The organism is Streptomyces sp. NPDC057877 (assembly GCF_042796855.1).
Taxonomy (GTDB): domain Bacteria; phylum Actinomycetota; class Actinomycetes; order Streptomycetales; family Streptomycetaceae; genus Streptomyces.
In genome coordinates this window covers 321,678-344,607 of the sequence record NZ_JBHVMS010000008.1, presented here as the reverse complement: position 1 = coordinate 344,607, position 22,930 = coordinate 321,678, and the positions used below count along the sequence as shown (strand labels likewise).

Sequence of the window (22,930 nt, the reverse complement as noted above, 5' to 3'; positions counted from 1 at the left end):
GGGGGGGGGGGGGCGGCGGGGGGGGGGGGGGGGGTGCGGGTGGGCTCGCCCGGGGGGGGGGCCCCCCGGGGCGCGCCCCCCCCCGCGCGCGCGTGGAGGGCCGCTCCGGTCTCCGGTCTACCGTCTTCCTCCCGACCCGTGGGTCAGGGCTTGAGCACCAGCGTGTCGCTCGTGCTCTCCCCGACCGCCTCCTCGGAGAACGCCCACGGCAGCAGCTCGCCGTTGGCCCACTTGTCGGTCTGGTCGGTGTAGTGGGCGCTGTAGGCGTGCCCGGAGGCGCCGGTGAGGTTGATCCACTGGGACTTGTCGAGGTTGTCGAGGTTGACCACCATCCGCATCGACGGCACCCAGATGACCCCGAAGCCGCCCGCCGCGTTCCAGCCGGTCGCGTTGACCGTGGCCTCGCCGCCGCTGAGCTTCCAGGGGCCGCGGTTGAGGACGTACTGGAGGAAGCCGGGGCCGGAGGTGCCCAGCGTCTGGTTCTTCAGGAACAGCCGGTGCAGCCGCCCCCAGCTCCAGGTGTCGATGTCCTTGCCGAGCTTGGCGGTCAGCTCCCAGCGGGCGTCGATCATGGCCCGCTTGAACAGGGCGTCACGGTCGGCGGAGGCCGCCGGGCGGGTGCCCGACCGGGGCGTGGTCCACCAGTCGCTGTCCTCGTCGTCCATCAGGCCGCGCACCACCTCGAACCAGCGGTCGCCGCCGTCCGGCTGGGCCTGCCCGGCGTCGCGCTGCCCGCACTCGCGGACCTTCTCCACCTCGTCCGCGGGGCCGGTGGTGTTGACCGGGTCGACCCACAGGCACTGGCCCTTGACGCGCACCTCCTTGGGCAGCTTGTTGCCGAAGGCCAGCTTGACGATGTTGCGCCACACCGAGTTGAAGTAGGCCGCCGCCGCCGAGTCGGCGTCCTGGGTGTAGTCCCAGCCCTCCAGGAGCTTCTGCGCCTCGCGGACGTCCTTGTCGTCCACGTCGATCTTCAGCAGCTGCGGGACGAGCAGCTTGGCGATCTCGCTGCTGTTGTCCATCTGCATCTGGCGCATGTCGTCGGTGGAGATCTTGCCGTCGCCCTTGATCTTCGACTCGATCAGATCGGTGATGCGCTGGCTGCGGGTGCCGTAGCCCCAGTCCGTGGTGAGCGTGTAGGGGTAGTCCTTGTCCACCACGGCCTGGTTGGCGGTGACGATGTAGCCGCGCTCGGGGTTGTACTCGTAGGGCAGCTCGTCATGCTTGATGTAGCCGGTCCAGCGGTACTTGGCGTCCCAGCCCGGCGCCGGGATCGAGCCGTCGTGGTTCTCCGCGCGCGTGGGGATCCGGCCCGGCAGGGTGTAGCCGATGTTGTTCTCGGTGTCGGCGTAGATCAGGTTCTGCGAGGGGACGTCGAACAGCGCGGCCGCCGACCGGAAGTCCTCCCAGTCGGACGCCTTGTTCATCGCGAAGACGGCGTCCATGGTGGTGCCCGGCTCCAGCGCGGTCCAGCGCAGGGCGATGCCGTAGCCGTCGCCCCGGTCGGGCGCCGCGGTGTCGACGGTGGCCTTCCGGCCGACCTTGACCAGCTCGTCGTCGCGGTCGGACAGCAGGGGGCCGTTGTTGGTCTCCCGGACCACGATCTGCTTGGACTCTCCCCCGGCGACCTTGATGGTCTCCTCGCGCGTGGTGAACGGGACCACCTTGCCGCCGTACAGGTAGCCGTCGCCGGTGAGCTTCTCCAGGTACAGGTCGGTGACGTCGACGCCGGAGTTCGTCATGCCCCAGGAGACGTCCTGGTTGTGGCCGATGACCACGCCGGGCACGCCCGCGAAGGTGTAACCGGCGACGTCGTACTGGCACTTGTCGGAGACGCTGCGGCAGTGCAGGCCCATCTGGTACCAGACGGACGGCAGCGAGGGCGACAGGTGCGGGTCGTTGGCCAGCAGGGGCTTGCCGGTGATGGTGTGCTCGCCGCCGACGACCCAGGAGTTGGAGCCGATGCCGTTGCCGTTGACCCCCACCGCGGTGGGCAGGTCCTCGAGGAGGTCGTAGAGGCCGCCGAGCTGCGTCTGCAGGGGGTCCGTCACCGGGTCGGTGCCGGTGCCCGAGGCCGGGTCGACGGTGCCGCCCGTCGTCGGGTCGGTGCCGGTGCCCGTCGACGGGTCGGTGCCGAGCCCGTCCGCCGAGCCGTCGGTGCCGGTGCCGGTGCCGGTGTCCTCGCCCTGCGTCCACGCCCCGGTCAGCTCGTCGTACTGACCCTCCTGGACGATCGCCTTGTTGCGGCTGTAGGGGTACTGCGGGTACAGCTCGGCGATCTGCTGCGGGCCCAGGCGGCTGGTCATCAGCGCCCGGTCGATCTCGTCCTCCATGTTGCCGCGCAGGTCCCAGGCCATCGCCTTCAGCCAGGACACCGAGTCGACGGGGGTCCACTTCGCGGGCTCGTAGTCGTTGCTGAAGCCCAGCGCCGCGTACTCCAGCGAGATCTCCTCGCCGTCCTTGCCCGCCAGGTAGGCGTTGACTCCCTTGGCGTACGCCTCGAGGTATTTCTTCGTCTCCGCCGAGAGCTTGGACTCGTACTCCTCGCGCGCCACCCGGTCCCAGCCCAGGGTGCGCAGGAACTCGTCGTTGTCCACCTGGCCCTTGCCGAACATCTCGGACAGGCGCCCGGAGGTCATGTGGCGGCGGACGTCCATCTCGTAGAACCGGTCCTGGGCCTGGACGAAGCCCTGTGCCATGAACAGGTCCTCGTCGGAGGAGGCGTAGATCTGCGGGATGCCGTAGCCGTCCCGCTTCACGTCCACCGGGCCGGACAGGCCGTCGAGCGTGATCGAACCCTTGGTCTGCGGGAACGAGGCGCGCACCGTGCTGATCGACCAGTACGCCCCGTAGGCGATGCCGCCGATGATGGCCAGCACCAGCACGAGCACGATCAGGCGGGCTCTGCGTCCCTTCTTCCTGCCGGACTTGCCGGGCTTCTGACCCGTTGTGGCGGTGGTGTTGGGGGGCATCGCTGTCCTTGCTGTCCTAACGCGAGCGGCAGGTCGGGCTGTGATTTTGAATGAGCGCTGGAGCAACCATAGGCGCAGGGCCCTGTGCCACTTGACGCGGAGTGGGGAACCAGCACGGACGGACGTTCGATCATGCCTGGGTCAACGTCAAGAAATCGTCAAGAGTTAGGTAAGGTAATGAAGTAACCGAATGGTTGATACGAGGCCTGGCGTCGGCCGGGGGTGCGCGCCGCCGCTTCGTGTCCCATGCACGAAGGCGTTCACGCGCGCGTGCCGCGTGTGAGCCAGGGAAAGGAACGGCCGCTGACTGTCCACCAGCTCAACGAACTCCTGCTCGTCTGCTCGCTCGTCCTGCTCGTCGCCGTCGCGGCGGTCCGGATCTCCTCGCGCAGCGGGCTCCCCAGCCTGCTCGTGTACCTGGGCATCGGCATGGCCATGGGCCAGGACGGCATCGGCGACATCCACTTCGACAACGCCGAACTGACCCAGGTCATCGGGTACGCGGCCCTCGTCGTGATCCTGGCCGAGGGCGGACTCGGCACGAAGTGGAAGGAGATCAGACCCGCCCTGCCCGCCGCCTCCGCGCTGGCGCTGTTCGGGGTCGCGGTGAGCGTGGGGGTCACGGCGACGGGCGCGCACTATCTGATCGGGCTGGAGTGGCGGCAGGCGCTCATCATCGGCGCGGTGGTGTCCTCCACCGACGCCGCGGCCGTCTTCTCGGTGCTGCGGCGCATCCCGCTGCCCGCGCGCGTGACCGGCACGCTGGAGGCCGAGTCCGGCTTCAACGACGCCCCGGTCGTCATCCTCGTCGTCGCCTTCTCCACCGCCGGGCCGATCGAGCACTGGTACACGCTGGTCGGCGAGATAGCGCTGGAACTCGTCATCGGCGCCGCGATCGGCCTCGCGGTCGGCTGGCTCGGCGCCTGGGGGCTGCGGCACGTGGCGCTGCCCGCCTCCGGCCTCTACCCCATCGCCGTGCTGGCGATCGCCGTCAGCGCCTACGCGGTCGGCGCGATCGCCCACGGCAGCGGCTTCCTCGCGGTGTACCTCGCCTCGATGGTCCTGGGCAACGCCCGCCTCCCGCACTGGCCCGCCACCCGCGGCTTCGCCGACGGCCTCGGCTGGATCGCCCAGATCGGCATGTTCGTCCTGCTCGGCCTGCTGGTCACCCCGCACGAGCTGGGCGACGACATCCTGCCCGGCCTCGTCATCGGACTGGTGCTGACCGTCGTCGCCCGCCCGCTGAGCGTGCTGCTGTGCCTGCCCGCGTTCCGGGTGCCCTGGCGGGAGCAGGCGCTGATGTCCTGGGCCGGGCTGCGCGGCGCCGTGCCCATCATCCTGGCGACCATCCCCATGGTGAACGGCGTCGCGGACAGCCGCCGGATCTTCAACATCGTCTTCGTGCTGGTCGTCGTCTACACCCTGATCCAGGGCCCGACCCTGCCCTGGCTCGCCCGCAAGCTGCACCTCGGCGACCCCTCCGAGGCCGCCGACCTCGGCATCGAGTCGGCGCCCCTGGAGCGGCTGCGCGGGCACCTGCTGTCCGTCGAGGTCCCTGAGGGCTCGCGGATGCACGGCGTCGAGGTGGCCGAACTGCGACTGCCCGCCGGGGCCGGGGTCACCCTCGTCGTCCGCGACGGCACGTCCTTCGTACCGCTGCCGACGACCGTGCTGCGGCGCGGCGACGAACTCCTGGTGGTCACCACCGACCCGGTGCGCGACGCCGCCGAACGACGGCTGCGGGCGGTGAGCCGCGGCGGCAAGCTGGCCGGGTGGCTGGGGACGGACGGCACCTAGACGGTCCGTATCGCGGAGGGTTTCCAGTACGGAGGGTCCTCAGTACGGGGGTCTCCAGTACGGGGGGTCTCCAGTACGGAGGGGGTCTCCAGTACGGAGGGGGTCTCCAGTGCGGAGGGTCTCCAGTACGGAGGGTCTCCATTGCCGAAGACCTTCATCGCAGGTGTACGGCCTGATGGTGCTGGCTTTCACAGGTGCGCCCGGCGTCGGCCCTTGTATCATGTGACCAACCTGATCGAACCAACTCTGCCTGACGCAGAGCTGGCGCGACCGTATGGCGGCCGGGTTGCCCACTGGAGCAGTGGGCGCCGGTATCTACCGCATCCGCGCACGAGGACAGCTCTCGGCGCCGCCCCCCATCCGAAGGGGCCGCGCTACCAGGCGGCAGAAAGGCACGGGCCGTGGTGTCCACGGTCACCCCGTCGAAGCAGCCGAAGAACTCGGCTTCCTCGTCCCGCCAGGGCTACGGACAACTGCTGCGCACCCGCGGCGCCTGGACGTTCCTGCTGCCCGGCTTCGCGGCACGCCAGCCGTTCGCGATGCTCACCCTCTCCATCGTGCTGCTCGTCCAGCACACCACCGGCTCCTACGGCGCGGCAGGCGCCGTGGCCGCCGTCACCGGCGTCGCCATGGCGCTGTTCGCGCCCTACAGCGGCCGCCTCGCCGACCGCTTCGGACAGCGCGCCGTCCTCGTCCCCGGCGTACTGGTGCACACGGTGTCCGGCCTCACCCTGACCGCGCTCGCGCTGGCGGACGCCCCCCTGTGGGCGCTGTTCGCGGCGGCCGTCCCGACCGGTGCCTCGGTGCCGCAGGTCGGCCCCATGGTGCGCGCCCGCTGGGGCGTCAAGCTCCAGGGCTCGCCCCTGATGACCACCGCGGCGGCCTTCGAGTCGGTCACCGACGAGCTGACCTTCGTCCTCGGCCCGCTCCTCGCCACCGCCCTGTGCACCACCGTCGACCCGGCCGCGGGCCTGGTCACGGAGGCCGGGCTGACCCTGGTCGGCGGTCTGCTGTTCGCCGCCCAGCGCGGCACGCAGCCCTCGGTCGCGGCGGGCGGGCACGCGCGCGTGCGGCACGCCTCCGCGCTGCGCGTCCCCGGCGTACGCGTACTGGTGGTGGCCTTCCTGGGCATCGGCTCCGTCTTCGGCGGCATGCAGGTCTCCCTGGCCGCGTTCACCGAGTCGATCGGCGAGCCCGGCCTGAACGGCGTCCTGTACGGCGTCTTCGCCGCGGGCAACATGCTCTCCGGCATCGCCTGCGGCGCCATCGCCTGGAAGGCCGCCCCGCAGCAGCGCCTCGTCGTCGGGTACGCCGCCCTCGCCCTGGTCGCGTCCGGACTGTGGGCCGCCCACTCCGTGGTGCTCCTCGCCGGGCTCGGTCTGCTGGTGGGCATGGCCATCGCGCCCGCCCTGATCACCGGCTACACCCTCGTCGAGGGCCTGGTCCCGGCCGGTGCCCGCACCGAGGCGTTCACCTGGCTCACCGGCGCGGTCGCGCTCGGCCAGGCCGCCGCCGTCACGGTCGCCGGACAGCTGGAGGACCGGCTGTGGGACGGCGCCGGGTTCCTGGTGCCGATGGGCGGCACACTGCTGGCCCTGGCGACGGTGCTGGCGCTGCGCTCGCGGCTGGCGGTCAGGCCGCGCAGCCGGACCGTCGCGCGTGGCGTCGGTCACCGCTCCTCGGTCGCAGTGGACTGATCGGCGGGAATACGTCACTATGGAGCGTCGTTAGCACTCATCGAGTGAGAGTGCCAGGAGGAAGACAGTGCCGACCTACCAGTACCAGTGCACCGAGTGCGGCGAGGGCCTCGAGGCGGTGCAGAAGTTCACCGACGACGCCCTGACGGAGTGCCCCAACTGCGGTGGCCGCCTCAAGAAGGTGTTCTCCGCGGTCGGCATCGTGTTCAAGGGCTCCGGCTTCTACCGCAACGACAGCCGCGGCTCGTCGTCGAGCAGTTCCCCGGCGGCGTCGAAGTCGTCTTCGTCCGGCTCGTCCTCCTCCGGTTCTTCGACGTCGGCCTCCTCTTCGTCCTCCGACTCGAAGACGTCGAGCAGCGGCACCTCCACCAGCTCGGCCGCGTAGCACTCCAAGCCTTTCGGGACCCTGTCGTCGTACGGCGGCAGGGTCCTCGGCGTCCCCGGGGCCCTGCGGGACGGTTAGGGTCAGGGGCATGGCGAACAAGGTGAACGCCGAGATCGGCGTGATCGGAGGCTCCGGCTTCTACTCGTTCCTCGACGACGTGACCGAGATCCAGGTGGACACGCCGTACGGGGCGCCCAGCGACTCCCTCTTCCTCGGCGAGATCGCCGGCCGTCGGGTCGCCTTCCTGCCCCGGCACGGACGCGGCCACCACCTGCCGCCGCACCGGATCAACTACCGCGCCAACCTGTGGGCGCTGCGGTCGGTCGGCGTGCGCCAGGTCCTCGGACCGTGCGCGGTGGGCGGGCTGCGACCCGAGTACGGGCCGGGCACGCTGCTCGTGCCGGACCAGCTGGTGGACCGTACGAAGTCCCGGGCGTCGACGTACTTCGACGGCCTTCCGCTGCCCGACGGGACGGTGCCAAACGTCGTCCACGTGTCCCTGGCCGACCCGTACTGCCCCACCGGGCGGGCGGCAGCGCTGAAGGCGGCCCGCGGGCGGGACTGGGAGCCGGTGGACGGCGGCACGCTGGTCGTGGTCGAGGGTCCGCGCTTCTCGACCCGCGCCGAGTCGCTGTGGCACCAGGCGCAGGGCTGGTCCGTGGTCGGCATGACCGGCCACCCCGAGGCGACGCTCGCCCGCGAGCTGGAGCTGTGCTACACGTCCATGACCCTGGTCACCGACCTGGACGCGGGCGCCGAGACCGGCGAGGGCGTCTCCCACGACGAGGTGCTGCGGGTGTTCGCGGCCAACGTGGACCGGCTGCGGGGGGTGCTGTTCGACGCGGTGGGGGCGCTGCCTGCGAGCGGGGAGCGGGACTGTCTGTGCACGACGGCGCTGGGTGGGATGGATCCGGGGTTCGCGTTGCCGTAGGGGCGGGTTCACCAGCGCTGCGGGGCGTTGGAGCGCGGGCGGAATCTCTCGTTCGAGTGGGCGAGTTGTCCACAACCCGTGAGTAGCGCACGGGCTCCGGCGGGCTGCGGCACGAGGCGTCATCGTGGACCCACAAGCCGGTTCGTCGTCGCGTAGTCGCAGGTGGTGGTCCCCATGTCCACGTCCCGTCCCTCCTCCTTTCCCTTGTCCCCCGCTACTCCCCCACTCGGCACGGAGGTGCCGCCCGGCTGCGAGGTGCCGCACTTCGCTCCCATCCGGGTGCGCGGCGGCCGGGAGGGCCTGCGCCGACTGCTACGACATCGGCGCCGGGCGGTGGCTGCGGGGCTGGCGGTCACGGCCGCCGCGCTGGTGGCGGCCGGACCGCGGGAACCGGCGGAGCCTGAGCGGGACGGGCAGGCCCGAGGGCATCCGGTCGTCGTACGACAGGCCCCCTCGGGCACGCGGGCCGCCGAGCCGCGCGGCGTCCGACTGGTAACGGCGCCGGTACGGATCGCCGACGCCGCCACGGCCCGGCTGCTGCGGCCGGGCGACCGGGTCGACGTCATCGCCGCGGAGGAGACGGCGACGGGCGGCGAGGCCAGGGTGGTCGCACGGGGAGCCGTGGTGAGGAAGGTGCCCGCGGACCCCACCCCTGAAGGCGCGCTGGTGCTGCTGTCCGTGCCGCGGTCGCAAGCGGCGGATCTGGCGGGCGCGAGCACCACGGCACGGCTGGCGGTGACGCTGTGGTGAGCCGCGCATTACACGGTGTGCGCCCGCCGGGACCTGGCTTTGCGTCACATCCTTACTTCGAGCGACCCCGTTGGACAGCGCCGCGGGACCCTGACGTAGGTTGCGGAGCGTTTTGTTCCGCGACTTGTTCCGCGCCGGGTGCGCGAGAGGAAAGGCTCCCAGGTGAGCGAGAAGCAGGGACCGAGCGTCTGGGAGGGCTTCAAGACCTTCCTGATGCGCGGGAACGTCATCGACCTGGCCGTAGCGGTGGTCATCGGCGCCGCCTTCACCAACATCGTCAACTCGGTGGTGAAGGGCGTCATCAACCCGCTGGTCGGAGCGATCGGCACACAGAACCTCGACAGCTACCGGTCCTGTCTGAAGGGCCCGTGCGAGGTGGCGGCCGACGGCACGGTCACCAGCGGCGTGACGATCCTCTGGGGGTCCGTCCTGGGCGCCACGCTCAGCTTCGTGATCACCGCGGCGGTCGTCTACTTCATCATGGTCCTGCCGATGTCGAAGTACCTGGCCCGCCAGGAGGCCCGCCGCAAGGCACGGGAGAGCACCCACGAGGTCATCGAGGTGACCGAGCTGGAGGTCCTCAAGGAAATCCGCGACGCGCTGCTCGCACAGCGCGGCTCGGGTCAGGATCAGCAGCGGTAGCGGCGGCTGGTGCGGGCCGGGTCCGGTGGGCCGGTCAGGGTCGCTGGGCCGGTCAGAGGCAGCGGGCCTTTGAGGGTCGGCGGGGCGCGCAGAGGCCGTGGGCCGGGCGGAGGTGGCGGGAGAGGCCGTGGGGCGCTCAGAGGTGGTGGGGCGCGCAGAGGCCGTGGGCCGCTCAGAGGTGGTGGGGCGGCTTCTCGTCGAGGAAGCGCTTCAGGTCGTCCGCGCCGCCACCGGTGCCGCCCGGCCGCTCGCCCCACCCACGGTCCGTGTCGTCCGAGGACTGCTGGTCCAGCGGGTCATCGAAGATCAGCGCGGCCTTGGGCTCGCGCGGCTCGGGGGCGGATGCGGTGGGGGTCATGCGTCCAGGGTACGGCCCTGCGGGCGTAGACCCTGGCGCCTACGGTCCCTGGGGCCCAGGCGCTGGTGCGCACGCACCCGGGACCGTAGGCCCTGGCGCGCACAAGCCCGTAACCGCACGCCAACGTGCGCAGGTTCGCAAGATTTTCCACCGGGGATCTGCTGCACTTGGTCCCATGATGTCCAGTTCGACTCCGCCCGCCGGTCCGGCGGGGCCCTCCGGCGGGCAGCTCCCGCAGGCTCCGCTGCGGCAGCTCACCGCCCGGACCCGGGACGAGGCACACCGCAGCGCCACTCCGCTTGAGCTGTTCTTCGACCTCTGCTTCGTCGTGGCCGTCGCCCAGGCGGGCATCCAACTGGTGCACGCCCTGGCGGAGCACCACGTCGGCGAGGGCATCCTGAACTACGCGATGGTGTTCTTCGCCATCTGGTGGGCCTGGATGAACTTCACCTGGTTCGCCTCGGCGTACGACAACGACGACGCGCTGTACCGGGTCGTCACCCTGGTGCAGATGGCGGGGGTCCTGGTGCTCGCCGCGGGGGTGACGCGCGCCTTCGACGACCACGACTACGGGCTCGTCCTGCTCGGCTACGTGATCATGCGGGTGGCGATGGCCACCCAGTGGCTGCGGGCCGCGAGAACCGCCCGGGGGGCCGAGCGGACGGTCGCCCTGCGGTACGCGGTCGGGGTGCTGATCTGCCAGGTCGGCTGGGTGGGCCTGGTGGTCCTGCCGGAACCCGCCCGCCCCTGGCTGTTCCTGGTGATGGCGATCGCGGAGCTGTGCGTGCCGGTGATCGCGGAGCGCAGCCGTCCCACGCCCTGGCATCCCCGGCACATCGCCGAGCGGTACGGACTGTTCACGATCATCGTGCTCGGCGAGACGATCCTCGCGGCCACGGTCGCCGTGAAATCGGCCGCCGACGAGCACGAGTCGCTGGGCGAGCTGCTGCCGATCGCGGCGGGTGGGCTGCTGATCGTGTTCTCGGCGTGGTGGATCTACTTCGTGGTACCGATCCACGGGCACCTCCGCTCCAGCAGACAGGCGTTCCTGTGGGGTTACGGCCACTACCTGATCTTCGCCTCGGCGGCCGCGATCGGCGCGGGCCTGGAGGTGGCGGTCGAGCAGGCGGTCGGCGTGGCCCATATCTCCACCCTGGCCGCCGCCGCGGCGGTGACCCTGCCGACGGCGCTGTATCTGCTCGCCGTCTGGGCGCTGCACGCACGGCACTTCAAGGTGGGGCTGGCCCAGCAGCTCGTCCTGCCGATGACGGCGCTGCTGGTGATCTGCTGCACGTTCCTCGGTGACTGGGCGGTCCTGGCGTCGGGCGTGGTGTCGGCGCTGTCGGTGGCGACCGGCGTGACGCTGACGGCACGCAGGGAGTGGTCCCAGAGATCGCTGGCCCAAAGGTGAGGGGGACTAGGGCGATCGGTCCCAGACTGGTCCCATGACAGCAGACGCATTGACGGACGTGACCGGACTGCGGGTGGGGCACGCGACGCGGACCGGGGACGGCTGGCTCACCGGCACGACGGTCGTGCTGGCGCCGGAGGGCGGGGTGGTCGCCGCGGTGGACGTGCGCGGCGGCGGGCCCGGCACCAAGGAGACCGACGCCCTCGATCCCCGCAATCTGGTGCAGAAGGTCGAGGCGGTGGTGCTGACCGGCGGCAGCGCGTACGGGCTGGACGCGGCGTCCGGTGTGATGGCCTGGCTGGAGGAGCGGCAGCGCGGGGTGCGCGTCGGGCCCGACCCGGCGCACGTAGTGCCCGTGGTGCCCGCCGCGTGCGTCTTCGACCTGGGGCGCGGCGGTGACTTCCGGGCCAGGCCGGACGCGGCGCTCGGCCGGGCCGCCGTCGAAGCGGCCGCGGCGAGCGAGGTCGGCGCGGCGGTGCCGGAGGGCTGCGTCGGCGCCGGGACGGGAGCGGTCGTCGGGACCCTGAAGGGCGGGGTCGGCAGCGCCAGCACGGTGCTCGGCTCGGGGATCACGGTGGCGGCGCTGGTGGTGGCCAACGCGGCGGGTGAGGTACTGGATCCGGGGACGGGGGTGTTGTACGGGGAGCTGTTCCAGGGACGGGCGGAGTATCCGGAAGCACAGGCGCACGAGGCGGCGCAACGGCGCCTGGCGGAGCTGGCGGCGAAGAACGCGCCACCACCGCTGAACACCACCCTGGCGGTGGTCGCCACCGACGCCGCCCTGTCCAAGGCACAGGCACAGAAGCTGGCCGGTACGGCCCACGACGGGATCGCGCGAGCGGTACGGCCGGTGCACCTCCTCAACGACGGCGACACGGTGTTCGCCCTGGCGACCGGCAGCCACCCACTCGACGAGGGACACCCGCTGGCCCTCAACGAGATCCTCGCCGCCGGTGCGGACACCCTGACCAGGGCGATCGTCCGAGCGGTACGGGCGGCCGAGTCGGTGACGGGGGCGGGGGGCGCGTGGCCGTCGTATGAGGAGCTGTACGGGGGCGAGGGGGCGGGGAGGGAGGGGAGAGGGCGGGGGGCCGGGGGGGGAGCCCCCCAGTTGAAGTGCGGTGAGAAGAGGCCGCCAGCGCCGAAGGTTTGACGGATCGTCGGGAATGCGGGAACTTTTTGCGCGGGGTAGCCGTTTTCCCGGCGTACGTTTTCCCGTTCCCGGACATGATGTCGGGCCGAGGGGCTACGGTATGCACCCACAAGGTGACATGCAGCAACGCCAGGAGAAACCTTGAGCGTTCCGTACGAGACGGCAGCGTACGAACCACCCGAGTCGCCCGAGTCGCCGGAGGAGCACCTCGCGCGACTGCTCGGCCGTGCACTGAACTCCTTTGAGCTGCCCGACGAGACGATAAGGCGGCTCGACAGCGCGCTGGCCCATGACAGTTCGCTGCACTCCGCGCACCATGGCGCGGGCCTGCACCGGGAGACGTACCGGCACACATGGCTGCTGGCCGACGGCTCGGCGCTCACCCTCTGGGAGTTGGTCCACAACACCGCGCCGGACAGCAGACTGCAGCGCGAGGTGTATGTCGACGAGGAGGAACTGCGCATCGCCACGGCCCGGCTGCCGATGCCTCCGGACGCCCCGGACTTCGAGTTGCCGGTGCTGGTGCAGTTGTCGCCGGTTCCCGAGCCGCGGCACGCGTATGTGCCGGACGACTCGGCGGATCACGCGCGTCGGCTGCTGCGCCGCGCGGAGAATCCCGACCGGCCCGGTGCGGACACGGCGGCCCTGCTGACCACCGCGTTCGCGCACCAGATCACCCAGGCCTTCGGCCGCCCCTGCCGGGCGGGCCGCATCCAGCTGGGCTTCTCGCTCTACGAGCACGCGTTCCTGCTCCGCGACGGCCAGGAGATCTCCCTGTGGGAGGTCGAGCACACGGCCACGCCGGACGGACGGCACATGTGCGAGGTGTACCCGACGGAGGACGCGGCACGGGAGGCGATGGAGCGCCGGGCGGCACAGGTCTCCTGACCCGGGCCTCGCGCACCGGTCACCCGCCCACCGGTCACCCGAGCACCCCCGCGCCCCCGCACGCACCGCACGCACCCGCACGCACCGCACGCACCCCCGCACCCCCGCACCCCCGCACCCACCGCCCGTACACACGACCCCCGCACGAACGCCGAGCGGCGCAGGTCCCCCGACCCGCGCCGCCCAGTCGCCGCCACGGCCTTGTGGGCCGCGGACCGCGGATGCGTTACGCCGCCACCGCCTGCTTGGTGCCGGTCGCGGTGGCCGTCGTGCCGCCCGCCGCCTCGGAGGGCTCGGCTCCCGTTACCGGCTTGCGCATGCCCTTCAGCAGGATCACCAGGCCCGCCGTCACCGCCGTACCGGCCGCGATGGCCAGCAGGTAGAGGAAGGGCGAGCCGATCAGGAAGGTGACCCAGACGCCGCCGTGCGGGGCGCGCAGGGTCGAGCCGAAGGCCATGGTCAGCGCGCCGGTGACCGCGCCGCCCGCCATCGAGGCCGGGATGACCCGCAGCGGGTCGGCGGCGGCGAAGGGGATCGCGCCCTCGGAGATGAAGGAGGCGCCCAGCACCCAGGCGGCCTTGCCGTTCTCGCGCTCGGCGGTGGTGAAGAGGCGCTTGCGCACCACGGTCGCCAGCGCCATGCCCAGCGGCGGCACCATGCCCGCCGCCATCACCGCGGCCATGATCTTCATCGCGGAGTCGCTGGGCGCGGCGACGGAGATACCGGCCGTGGCGAAGGTGTACGCGACCTTGTTGACGGGGCCGCCGAGGTCGAAGCACATCATCAGGCCGAGCAGGACGCCGAGAAGGACGGCGTTGGTGCCGGAGAGGCCGTTCAGCCAGTCGGTGAGGCCGTTCTGCGCCTCGGAGATCGGCTTGCCGATCACCACGAACATCAGGAACCCGACCACCGCCGAGGACACCAGCGGGATCACCACCACCGGCATGATCCCGCGCAGCACCGGTGGGATGTCGATGCGCTGGATGGCGAGGACGACCGCACCGGCGATCAGACCGGCGACCAGACCGCCGAGGAACCCGGCGCCGATCGTCAGCGAGATCGCGCCGCCGACGAAGCCGGGGACGAGACCGGGCCGGTCGGCCATGCCGTAGGCGATGTATCCGGCGAGGACCGGGACGAGGAAGCCGAAGGCGGCGGCGCCGATCTGGAACAGCAGCGCGCCCCAGCTGTCGACCTGTCCCCAGTCGAAGTGCTCGGTGACGGACTTGGCCTCGTTGATCTGGTAGCCGCCGATCGCGAAGCCGAGCGCGATCAGCAGACCGCCCGCGGCGACGAACGGGACCATGTAACTGACGCCGGACATCAGCCACTTGCGCAGCTTGGTGCCGTAGCCCTCGCCGGGTTCACCGGCGCGGTCCACGGGCGAGCCGGGCCGGGCGGCGGCCGTGACCTCGCCGCGGGCTGCCTTGGCCCGTACTTCGGCGATGAGTTCGGCGGGCCGGTTGATGCCCGCCTTCACCCCGACGTCGACGGTGGGCTTCCCGGCGAAGCGGTCCTTCTCGCGTACGGCGACGTCGTGGGCGAAGATCACGCCGTCCGCCGCAGCGATCACCGCCGGGTCAAGCCGGGTGAACCCGGCCGAGCCCTGCGTCTCGACGACGATCTCGACGCCTTCGGTGTCCCGGCCCGCGTTCTCCAGGGACTCGGCGGCCATGTAGGTGTGCGCGATGCCGGTGGGGCAGGAGGTGACGGCGACGATACGGAACGGGCGGGCGGCCGGTGCCTCGCCCGCGCTGTCGGTTTCCGTGGCGGCGTCGGCGGAGGCCGCCACCGGCGCCGCCACGGAGTCTTCGGCGGCCGGTGCGTCGGCGGCCGGGGTGCCCTCACCCCGGATCAGCGCCGCCGCGTCGGCCGTGCTCGTCACCGACCGCAGCGCACCGGTGAACTCGGCGTCCATCAGCTTGCGGGCCAGCGCCGACAGGATCGTCAGGTGGGCGTCGTCGGCCCCGGCGGGCGCGGCGATCAGGAAGATCAGGTCGGCGGGGCCGTCCGCCGCGCCGAAGTCGATCCCGGCCGCGCTGCGCCCGAAGGCCAGCGTCGGCTCGGTGACATGCTCGCTACGGCAGTGCGGGATCCCGATGCCGCCGTCGAGGCCGGTCGGCATCTGCGCCTCACGGGCCGCCACGTCGGCGAGGAACCCGTCGAGGTCGGTGACCCGGCCGAGGGCGACCATGCGCTCGGCGAGGGCGCGTGCCGCGGCTTCCTTGGTGTCGGCGGACAGGTCGAGATCGACCAGTTCCGCAGTGATCATGTCGCTCATCGCGGGCTCCTTAGCACGCGTATCGCCCGTTGTGGGGTGGGGTGGTGGGCGAGGGTGGGGACGGGGGTAGGGACGGGGGTGCGGTGGGGGGCTGTGGGGCTGGTGGTGTCGGCCGTGGGGACCGTGCTGGCCTGAACCCTGGGGCGGTGGTGACCGACGGCGAGTAAGGCGAAGCCGCCCCACCTCGGTGAACGCCGGGACGCCCCCGACGCGCACCGGGGAGCACTCAGCGCCCCCCACACGCACCGGCGAGCACTCAGCGCCCCCCACGCGCGCCGGGGAGCACTCAGCGCACGCCACGAACCGGCACCCGATGACCGCGGCAAAGCCATCCGCCCCGTCATGACACCGCCTCCGAAAGCTCCCGGTCCACCGGCACGTCCGCCGTCACCGTCACCGCCGCCGGATCCAGGTCCCGCGGCGTCGGCATCACGCTGCCGGGCAGTTGTACGGCGGCCGCGCCGTGCGCGATGGCGGAGGCGAGGGCGTCCGGGCCGCCGCCGCCCGCGATCAGGAACCCGGCGAGGGAGGAGTCACCGGCGCCGACGTTGCTGCGTACGACGTCGACGCGGGCGTTGCCGTACCAGGTGCCCGCGGCGTCGACGAGGAGTTGCCCGTCGGCGCCCAGGCTGGCGAGGACGGCGCCCGCGCCGCGCTCCCGCAGTTCCTCGGCCGCCTTCACCGCGTCGCCCACGGTGGCCAGTGGCCGTCCGACCGCCTCGGCGAGTTCCTCGGCGTTCGGCTTGACGACGTCGGGGCGTTCGCGCAGCGCGGCGAGCAGTGCGGGGCCGGAGGTGTCGAGGGCGATGCGGGTGCCCGCGGCGTGCGCCCGGGCGACCAGGTCGGCGTACCAGGAGGGGGCGAGTCCGCGGGGCAGGCTGCCGCAGCAGGCGATCCAGTCGGCGTCGCGGGACTGCTGTCGTACCGTCTCCAGGAGCAGTTCCTGTTCGGCCGCCGACAGTTCGGGGCCGGGTGCGTTGATCTTGGTCAGTACGCCGTCCGCCTCGGCGAGGGCGATGTTGGAGCGGGTGGCCCCGGCCAGCGGGACCGGTGCCACCTCGATGCCCTGGGCGTCGAGGAGTTCGGCGACGAGTGCGCCGGGCGCACCACCGAGGGGCAGTACGGCGACCGTGCGCCGTCCGGCGGCGGCGACGGCGCGTGAGACGTTGACGCCCTTGCCGCCGGGGTCCATGCGTTCGCCGCTGGCGCGGATGACTTCGCCGCGTTCCAGGGAGGGGACCTCGTAGGTGCGGTCGAGGGACGGGTTGGGGGTGACGGTGAGAATCATGTGCGCACTACTTCCGTGCCGCCGCGCTCGATGGCGGCGGCGTCTTCCGGGCTCAGCCCGCTGTCGGTGACCAGCAGGTCCACATCGCTCAGGTCGCCGAAGCGGGCGAAGTGCTCCTGGCCGTGCTTGGCGGAGTCGGCGAGCAGGACGACGCGGCGGGCCGCCGCCATCGCCGCCCGTTTCACCGCGGCCTCGGCGAGGTCGGGGGTGGTCAGGCCGTGTTCGGCGGAGAAGCCGTTGGCGGCCACGAAGAGCACATCGGCGCGGATCTCGCCGTAGGCCCGCAGCGCCCAGGCGTCCACGGCGGCGCGCGTACGGTGCCGGACGCGCCCCCCGACGAGATGGAGCTGGATGCCGGGGTGGTCGGCGAGGCGGGCGGCGATGGGCAGGCTGTGGGTGACGACGGTGAGGTCGGCCTCCAGCGGGACGGCGGCGGCGAGGCGGGCCACGGTCGTACCGGCGTCGAGGATCAGTGTGCCCTCGCCCGGCAGTTCCGCTACGGCGGCCTTGGCGATGCGGTCCTTCTCGTCGGCTGCCGTGGACTCGCGCTCGGCGATGTCCGGCTCGAAGTCCAGCCGTCCGACCGGGATCGCGCCTCCGTGCACGCGGCGGACCAGGCCCGCGCGGTCGAGGGCCTTCAGGTCCCGGCGGATCGTCTCCGCGGTCACCTGGAGTTCCTCGGCCAGGGATACGACGTCCACTCGCCCGCTGTCCCGGGCGAGCCGGAGGATCTCCTGCTGCCGCTCCGGTGCGTACATGCCCGTTCGCCTCCGCTTCCGCCTGGGTTTCTGCCCGAACGTGTGGTTTCAGTCGGAGGCTACGCCCGGATTTCCGGAAAGTAAACAGGGTCGGACTCTAACCGGGCATGAACGGACCCAACCGGGGGCGGCCGGGGAGCGCAGACGGCGGGGCCCGGCGTCGTGTCCCCGACGCCGGGCCCCGCCCTTCACCCCGCTCAGCCCACCAGCTCAGGCTCCTTGGCCACCTCCGGAACCGAGCCCTCCACATGCTGTGCGGGCCGCTTGGGCAGCGCGAACATCAGCAGGAAGATCACGCCCATCACCGCCGCGACCCACCCGACCGCGTACTGGAAGGCGTCCACGAACTCCGCGCCGACCCGGGCCGGAGCCACCCCTTCGTCGATCACGCCGAAGAACACCACCGACACCAGCCCGAGCCCCAGCGCGTTGCCCATCTGCTGCACGGTGTTGATCAGCCCGGACGCCGAACCGGCGTGCTCGTGCGGCACCTCCGACAGGATCGCGTCCGTCAGCGGGGCGAAGATCAGGCCCATGCCCACACCCATGACGACCAGCGGCAGCATCATCTGCCAGGAGGAGATGGAGAGGCCGTACCGTTCGGCCTCCCACAGGTAGATCAGCAGGCCCGCGCCCAGCACCAGCGCGCCCGCCTGGAGCACCTTGCGCCCGAACCGCGGCACCAGCTTCTGCACCGACATCCCCGCCGCCACCGAGACCGCGATGGAGAACGGCACCCCGGTCAGCCCGGCCCGCAGCGGGCTCCAGCCCAGGCCGATCTGCATGTACAGCGTCCACACCAGGAAGAAGATGCCGAGCCCGATCCCGAAGACGGTCTGTACGGCGATGCCCGCCGCGAAGCTCTTGACCCGGAACAGCGACAGCTCGATCAGCGGCGAACCGTCCCGCGCGCTCTTGCGCCGCTCGTACGCCACCAGCGCCCCGAACACCACCAGCGCGCCGCCCATCGACACGTACCCCCACAGCGGCCAGCCCAGCTCATGGCCGCGGGTCAGCGGATACAGCAGCATCAGCAGCCCCAGGGTCACCAGTGCCACGCCCACCAGGTCCAGGCGCAGCGCCTGCGGGGCCTTGGACTCGGTGATGAAGCGGCGGCCGAGGATCAGCCCGGCGATGCCGACCGGCAGGTTGATCAGGAAGATCGGGCGCCATTCCAGCCCGAACAGGTTCCACTGCGTCAGCAGCGCGCCCAGCAGCGGCCCGGACACGGCCCCGAGCCCCACGATCGCGCCGAACAGCCCGAACACCTTGCCCCGCTCGTGCGCCGGGAAGGTGGCGTGCACGATCGCCAGCACCTGCGGCACCATCAGCGCCGCCATCCCGCCCTGGAGGATCCGGGAGGCGACCAGCATCTCCGGGTTCACGGCGAACCCGCACAACGCGGACGCGACCGTGAAGCCGCCGATGCCGACGAGGAACAGCCGCTTGCGGCCGTGGATGTCGCCCAGCCGTCCGCCGGTGATCAGGCCCGCGGCGAAGGCGAGCGCGTAACCGGCGGTTATCCACTGGATCTGGCTGAACGACGCGCCCGCGTCCCGCTGGATGGAGGGGATCGCGACATTGACGATCGTGACGTCGACGAGGTCCATGAAGGCCGCCGTCATGATGATCGCGAGGGCGAGCCAGCGGCGCCGGTCGCCCGTGCCGGGGTCGGTACCGGGGCCCGTACCGGGAGTCGTCTCGGAGGATGTCGTGGAGGTCATGCCCAGAAAGCTAGGACCCCAGTAGGACAGATCATGTCCTACATTCGCGGCATCCTCGTAGACATGACGACGGACACCCCGGCACGGCTCCTCCAACTGCTCTCCCTCCTCCAGACGCCCCGCGAATGGCCTGGCGGCGAGCTGGCCGAGCGCCTCGGGGTCTCCCGGCGCACGGTCCGGCGGGACATCGACCGGCTCCGCGACCTCGGCTATCCCGTACAGGCGACGATGGGCGCCGACGGCGGCTACCGGCTCGTCGCGGGCAAGGCGCTGCCGCCGCTCGTCCTCGACGACGAGGAGGCGGTGGCGATCGCGGTCGGCCTGCGCGCCGGGGCCGGGCACGCCGTCGAGGGCGTGGACGAGGCGTCGGTGCGTGCCCTGGCCAAGCTGGAGCAGGTGCTGCCCTCCCGGCTGCGCCATCGCGTCACCACCCTCCAGGCCGCGACCACCCCGCTGACCAGCGGAGACGGACCGAGCATCGCCCCCGAGACACTGACCGTGATGGCGTCCACGGTGGCCGGGCACGAGCGGCTGCGGTTCGCCTACCGGGCGAAGGACGGCGCCGAGTCCCGACGGCTGACCGAGCCGTACCGGCTGGTGTCGACCGGACGGCGCTGGTACCTCGTCGCCTACGACCTCGGCCGCGACGACTGGCGCACCTTCCGCGTCGACCGGGTCAGCAGCCCCTTCGCCACCGGTGCCCGCTTCACCCCGCGCGAGCTGCCGACGGGCAGCGCGGCGGAGTACCTCCGGCGCTCCATCCACCGCCATCGCGAGACCTACGACTTCACGGTCACCCTCGCCGCCCCCGCCGAGGCCGTCGCGGCCCGCGTGCCCGCCTGGCTCGGCACCCCCGAACCCCTCGGCCCCGACCGCTGCCGCCTGCGCGCGACGACCGCCGACCCGATGGAGTGGCTGGCGGCCCGGCTGGCCATGCTGGGCTGGGACTTCACCGTCCACGAGCCGGAGGAACTGGTGACCTGCGTACGGGAGTTGGGCGGGCGCCTTAGCCGGGCCGGGGGCGGATAGCCATCACGGGGACGGGTCTCAGCCCCCGCGGGGACGGGTCTCAACCCCCACAGGGACGGGTCTCAGTCCTCGCAGGGACGGGGAGTCTCAGGCGGCCTCGGGGGCGGGCCTCAGTCGCCTCGCGGGGACGGTTTCAGTCGCCTGCGGGGACTGGTCCCAGTCCCCGCAGGGGCAGGTCTCAATCACCCGCGGAGGCGGTCCTCAGTCGCCGCGCTCCTCCCAGGGGAACCCCCGCAGCGCCCCCAGGTTCCGCAGCGCCGACTCCACCGGCCCGCTGGCACCGTCGTACGGATCGTCACTGCCCGCCCACGACTCCACCGCCACGCGTACGGCGGCACTGGCGACGGCGGCGGCGAAACGGAGGTGGGGAGAGACGGCGCCCTCGTCGGCAACGTTGTCCGGTGCCACCGGCTCCTCCTCCCGCACCGCTGTCTCCCGAGCCAGCCGCTCCGCCCTCTCCCGCTCCGCTGTCTCCCGAGCCAGCCGCTCCGCCCTCTCCCGCTCCGCCAGTACGTTCGCCAGCCCGCCCTCCGCCTCCTGGCACACCTCGGCCCACACCTTGCGCAGACCGGGGCTGGTGCGGGCGAGGCGGATCAGGGTGCGGGCCCATTCCCAGGCGGCGGCCGAGACCCCGGCGCCGGGGGTGAGGGTGTGGCGGACGGCGTGTTCGAGGGCCTGCGGCACGGACAGTCCGGCGGGGGCGGTGCGCACCGCTTCGGCCCAGCGCTGGGCGCCCGCCGCGTAGAGGGGGGCGACCGCCTCCTCCTTGGTGGCGAAGTAGCGGTAGAAGGTGCGCGGGGCGATCCCGGCGGCCTGGGCGATGTCCTCGGCGCGGGTGCCGCGCAGTCCATGGGTGACGAAGAGGCGGGCCGCCGCACGAGCGATCTCCATCCGCGTCGCGGCCTTCCGCCGCTCGGTGAGAGACGGGGAAGCGGAAGCGGAGGCGGAGGAAGCGGAGGATCCGGGCGGAAACGACGAAGGGGTGGTGCTGCTCACGTCGGCAGGCTATGCCTCTGTGGCACAATCTGCCATCCGGAGCGGGCCACCCCGGTGTTCAGGTACGGGGTGCCCCGCTCTCTGGCACGCCCCTGGCTCACAAAAGGGCCGGGCTCCGACGCCCGGGGGAAGGCGCCGAAGCCCGGCGGGGAAGGTCCCGGCGCTGGGGGGGGTGTGCGACGGGACGTGGTCTCGGCCAGACCGGTGACGGTCTGGAGTGTTCGGGTCGGGCACGCCAGGAGCAAACGAGCCCGAACTCCTGTGCCTGCCCTGGGGTCTTGTTCCCGGGGCCGGGCCGATTGAAGCGACGTTACACGGCCATGTTTGCGCGGGCTTGCGCCACCCGGCGTACGCGGCTGGGCCCGGTCGTACGCTACCGGCGGTCATGCAACCGTACGCGCCCCGGAAGCGGACGTCACGCCACGCCACTCCCGTGACCGGCCGGGTATTCACCGGACCGGCCCCGGGTTCGGATCGACGGATCCTGGACGCGAAGCCGACCGGTCCTCGATTCAGACCGACCGGTGTTCGACTCAGGCCGACCGGTCCTCGGTTCAGGCCGCCGCGTCGAAGCCGGTCTGGCGGGCCAGCTTCTTCAGCTCGAGCAGCGCGTGCTTCTCGATCTGGCGGATGCGCTCGCGGGTCAGGCCGTGCTCCTTGCCGACCTCGGTCAGCGTGCGCTCCCGGCCGTCCTCGATGCCGTACCGCATCTTGATGATCGAGGCCGTGCGCTGGTCGAGGCGGCCGATCAGGTCGTCCAGCTCCTCGCTGCGCAGCAGCGTCAGCACCGACTGCTCCGGCGACACCGCCGAGGTGTCCTCAAGGAGGTCACCGAACTGGGTCTCGCCCTCGTCGTCCACCGACATGTTCAGCGAGACCGGGTCCCGGGCCCAGTCGAGCACGTCGATGACGCGCTCCGGCGTGGAGCCCAGCTCGGCGGCGATCTCCGTGGGCTCCGGCTCACGGCCGTGCTCGCGGTTGAACTCGCGCTGCACGCGCCGGATCCGGCCCAGCTCCTCCACCAGGTGGACGGGCAGCCGGATGGTGCGCGACTGGTCGGCTATCGAGCGGGTGATGGCCTGACGGATCCACCAGGTGGCGTACGTGGAGAACTTGAAGCCCTTGCGGTAGTCGAACTTCTCGACGGCGCGCACCAGGCCCGCGTTGCCCTCCTGGATCAGGTCGAGCAGGGGCAGGCCGCTGCGCGGGTAGCGCCGGGCGACGGCGACGACCAGGCGGAGGTTGGAGCGGATGAAGACGTCCTTGGCCCGCTCCCCCTCGGCGACCAGGGCTTCCAGCTCCTCGCGGCTGGCGTCGGTCTTCGACTCCTCGTATCCGTCGAGGACCTGCTGGGCGAACACACCCGCCTCGATCGTCTGGGACAGCTCGACTTCCTTGGCGGCATCGAGCAGCGGTGTCCGAGCGATCTCGTCGAGATACATGCCGACCAGATCGCGGTCGGCGATCTCGCCGCCATGGCCGCGAACACTGCGTGCCGCGTCGAGGGTCTCGCCGTTGGCGGACGTACGACGGGCGACGGCACGGGTTGCCATGCGTGCTCCCTTGCGATGGTGAGGTCAGCGGGTGGTCCTTGGGACGCCTGGGGCTCTCGGCACTCTCCCCGGGTGCCCGGCATCCGATGGAAACAACGACTGGAATCAGGACAGAATTCCCAACCCACCCCTCAATTTTTCTGATCATGCAGTACCCTGTTGAGCCGCAACGGGCCCCCGAGGGTGGCGAGCGGGCCCCGATAGGTACAGAGCCCCAGGTCAGGCCCGGTAGCCGGGCCATTCGAGGGCCGCCGTCGAGCCGTCCGGCCTCTCCGCGCGTGAGATGGCCATCACACTCGGTGTCGCGACCTTCACTC

The 22,930-nt window shown here is 71.8% G+C and carries 18 protein-coding genes; 10 read left to right on the top strand and 8 right to left on the bottom strand.

Annotated elements, in window-relative coordinates; all coding sequences use genetic code 11:
• Positions 1-143 precede the first annotated feature (143 nt).
• A complete protein-coding gene (locus tag ACFVQG_RS25785) occupies positions 144-2,972 on the bottom strand; it encodes a penicillin acylase family protein (RefSeq protein WP_383387767.1) in 2,829 nt (942 codons plus the stop codon).
• A gap of 246 nt (positions 2,973-3,218) precedes the next feature.
• On the opposite strand from ACFVQG_RS25785, the gene ACFVQG_RS25780 reads away from it, so the two are divergent.
• The 6 genes from ACFVQG_RS25780 to mscL all read left to right on the top strand — a co-directional run bounded on the left by ACFVQG_RS25780 (position 3,219) and on the right by mscL (position 9,174).
• Positions 3,219-4,769 carry a potassium/proton antiporter gene (locus tag ACFVQG_RS25780; RefSeq protein WP_383387766.1) on the top strand — a complete coding sequence of 517 codons (1,551 nt, stop codon included), beginning with the start codon at positions 3,219-3,221 and terminating at the stop codon, positions 4,767-4,769.
• A 401-nt stretch (positions 4,770-5,170) separates the two neighbouring features.
• Entirely contained in the window at positions 5,171-6,466 is a 1,296-nt protein-coding gene (locus ACFVQG_RS25775) for an MFS transporter (protein ID WP_383387764.1), read from the top strand.
• 67 nt (positions 6,467-6,533) lie between these two features.
• Positions 6,534-6,851 (top strand): FmdB family zinc ribbon protein, encoded by a 318-nt coding sequence (locus tag ACFVQG_RS25770; RefSeq protein WP_383387762.1) that lies wholly within the window; start codon positions 6,534-6,536, stop codon positions 6,849-6,851.
• A gap of 88 nt (positions 6,852-6,939) precedes the next feature.
• Positions 6,940-7,782, top strand: a complete 843-nt coding sequence (locus ACFVQG_RS25765) for an S-methyl-5'-thioadenosine phosphorylase (protein WP_383387760.1) — start codon at positions 6,940-6,942, stop codon at positions 7,780-7,782.
• A gap of 174 nt (positions 7,783-7,956) precedes the next feature.
• The gene (locus ACFVQG_RS25760) at positions 7,957-8,532 is read left to right on the top strand and encodes a hypothetical protein (protein ID WP_383387758.1); all 576 of its coding nucleotides are present in this window, start codon (positions 7,957-7,959) and stop codon (positions 8,530-8,532) included.
• Positions 8,533-8,694: 162 nt separating this feature from the next.
• The gene (gene mscL, locus ACFVQG_RS25755; protein WP_383387757.1) at positions 8,695-9,174 is read left to right on the top strand and encodes a large conductance mechanosensitive channel protein MscL; all 480 of its coding nucleotides are present in this window, start codon (positions 8,695-8,697) and stop codon (positions 9,172-9,174) included.
• 172 nt (positions 9,175-9,346) lie between these two features.
• Here the strand turns inward: mscL and ACFVQG_RS25750 are convergent, their stop codons facing one another.
• Positions 9,347-9,532 carry a hypothetical protein gene (locus tag ACFVQG_RS25750; RefSeq protein WP_383387755.1) on the bottom strand — a complete coding sequence of 62 codons (186 nt, stop codon included), beginning with the start codon at positions 9,530-9,532 and terminating at the stop codon, positions 9,347-9,349.
• Between the two features lie 178 nt (positions 9,533-9,710).
• Between ACFVQG_RS25750 and ACFVQG_RS25745 the strand changes: the two genes are divergently transcribed.
• The 3 genes from ACFVQG_RS25745 to ACFVQG_RS25735 all read left to right on the top strand — a co-directional run bounded on the left by ACFVQG_RS25745 (position 9,711) and on the right by ACFVQG_RS25735 (position 12,984).
• Positions 9,711-10,943, top strand: coding sequence for a low temperature requirement protein A (locus tag ACFVQG_RS25745; protein ID WP_383388103.1), 1,233 nt, complete (start codon positions 9,711-9,713; stop codon positions 10,941-10,943).
• 34 nt (positions 10,944-10,977) lie between these two features.
• A complete protein-coding gene (locus ACFVQG_RS25740; protein WP_383387753.1) occupies positions 10,978-12,096 on the top strand; it encodes a P1 family peptidase in 1,119 nt (372 codons plus the stop codon).
• Between the two features lie 141 nt (positions 12,097-12,237).
• Positions 12,238-12,984 carry a DUF6227 family protein gene (locus ACFVQG_RS25735; RefSeq protein ID WP_383387751.1) on the top strand — a complete coding sequence of 249 codons (747 nt, stop codon included), beginning with the start codon at positions 12,238-12,240 and terminating at the stop codon, positions 12,982-12,984.
• A gap of 226 nt (positions 12,985-13,210) precedes the next feature.
• Here the strand turns inward: ACFVQG_RS25735 and ACFVQG_RS25730 are convergent, their stop codons facing one another.
• The 4 genes from ACFVQG_RS25730 to ACFVQG_RS25715 all read right to left on the bottom strand — a co-directional run bounded on the left by ACFVQG_RS25730 (position 13,211) and on the right by ACFVQG_RS25715 (position 19,035).
• Positions 13,211-15,265, bottom strand: a complete 2,055-nt coding sequence (locus ACFVQG_RS25730) for a fructose-specific PTS transporter subunit EIIC (protein WP_383387749.1) — start codon at positions 15,263-15,265, stop codon at positions 13,211-13,213.
• A gap of 340 nt (positions 15,266-15,605) precedes the next feature.
• Positions 15,606-16,553, bottom strand: a complete 948-nt coding sequence (gene pfkB, locus ACFVQG_RS25725) for a 1-phosphofructokinase (RefSeq protein WP_383387747.1) — start codon at positions 16,551-16,553, stop codon at positions 15,606-15,608.
• A complete protein-coding gene (locus ACFVQG_RS25720; protein WP_383387745.1) occupies positions 16,550-17,311 on the bottom strand; it encodes a DeoR/GlpR family DNA-binding transcription regulator in 762 nt (253 codons plus the stop codon). Before ACFVQG_RS25720 ends, pfkB begins: the two co-directional genes overlap by 4 nt.
• 197 nt (positions 17,312-17,508) lie before the next feature.
• Positions 17,509-19,035: an MFS transporter gene (locus ACFVQG_RS25715; protein WP_383387743.1), complete on the bottom strand. Its 1,527-nt coding sequence runs from the start codon at positions 19,033-19,035 to the stop codon at positions 17,509-17,511.
• Positions 19,036-19,098: 63 nt separating this feature from the next.
• On the opposite strand from ACFVQG_RS25715, the gene ACFVQG_RS25710 reads away from it, so the two are divergent.
• A complete protein-coding gene (locus ACFVQG_RS25710; protein ID WP_383388101.1) occupies positions 19,099-20,064 on the top strand; it encodes a helix-turn-helix transcriptional regulator in 966 nt (321 codons plus the stop codon).
• A gap of 201 nt (positions 20,065-20,265) precedes the next feature.
• Here the strand turns inward: ACFVQG_RS25710 and ACFVQG_RS25705 are convergent, their stop codons facing one another.
• Positions 20,266-21,060, bottom strand: coding sequence for a TetR/AcrR family transcriptional regulator (locus ACFVQG_RS25705; protein WP_383387742.1), 795 nt, complete (start codon positions 21,058-21,060; stop codon positions 20,266-20,268).
• Positions 21,061-21,614: 554 nt separating this feature from the next.
• Positions 21,615-22,613 (bottom strand): RNA polymerase sigma factor RpoD/SigA, encoded by a 999-nt coding sequence (locus tag ACFVQG_RS25700; RefSeq protein ID WP_383387740.1) that lies wholly within the window; start codon positions 22,611-22,613, stop codon positions 21,615-21,617.
• Positions 22,614-22,930 lie beyond the last annotated feature (317 nt).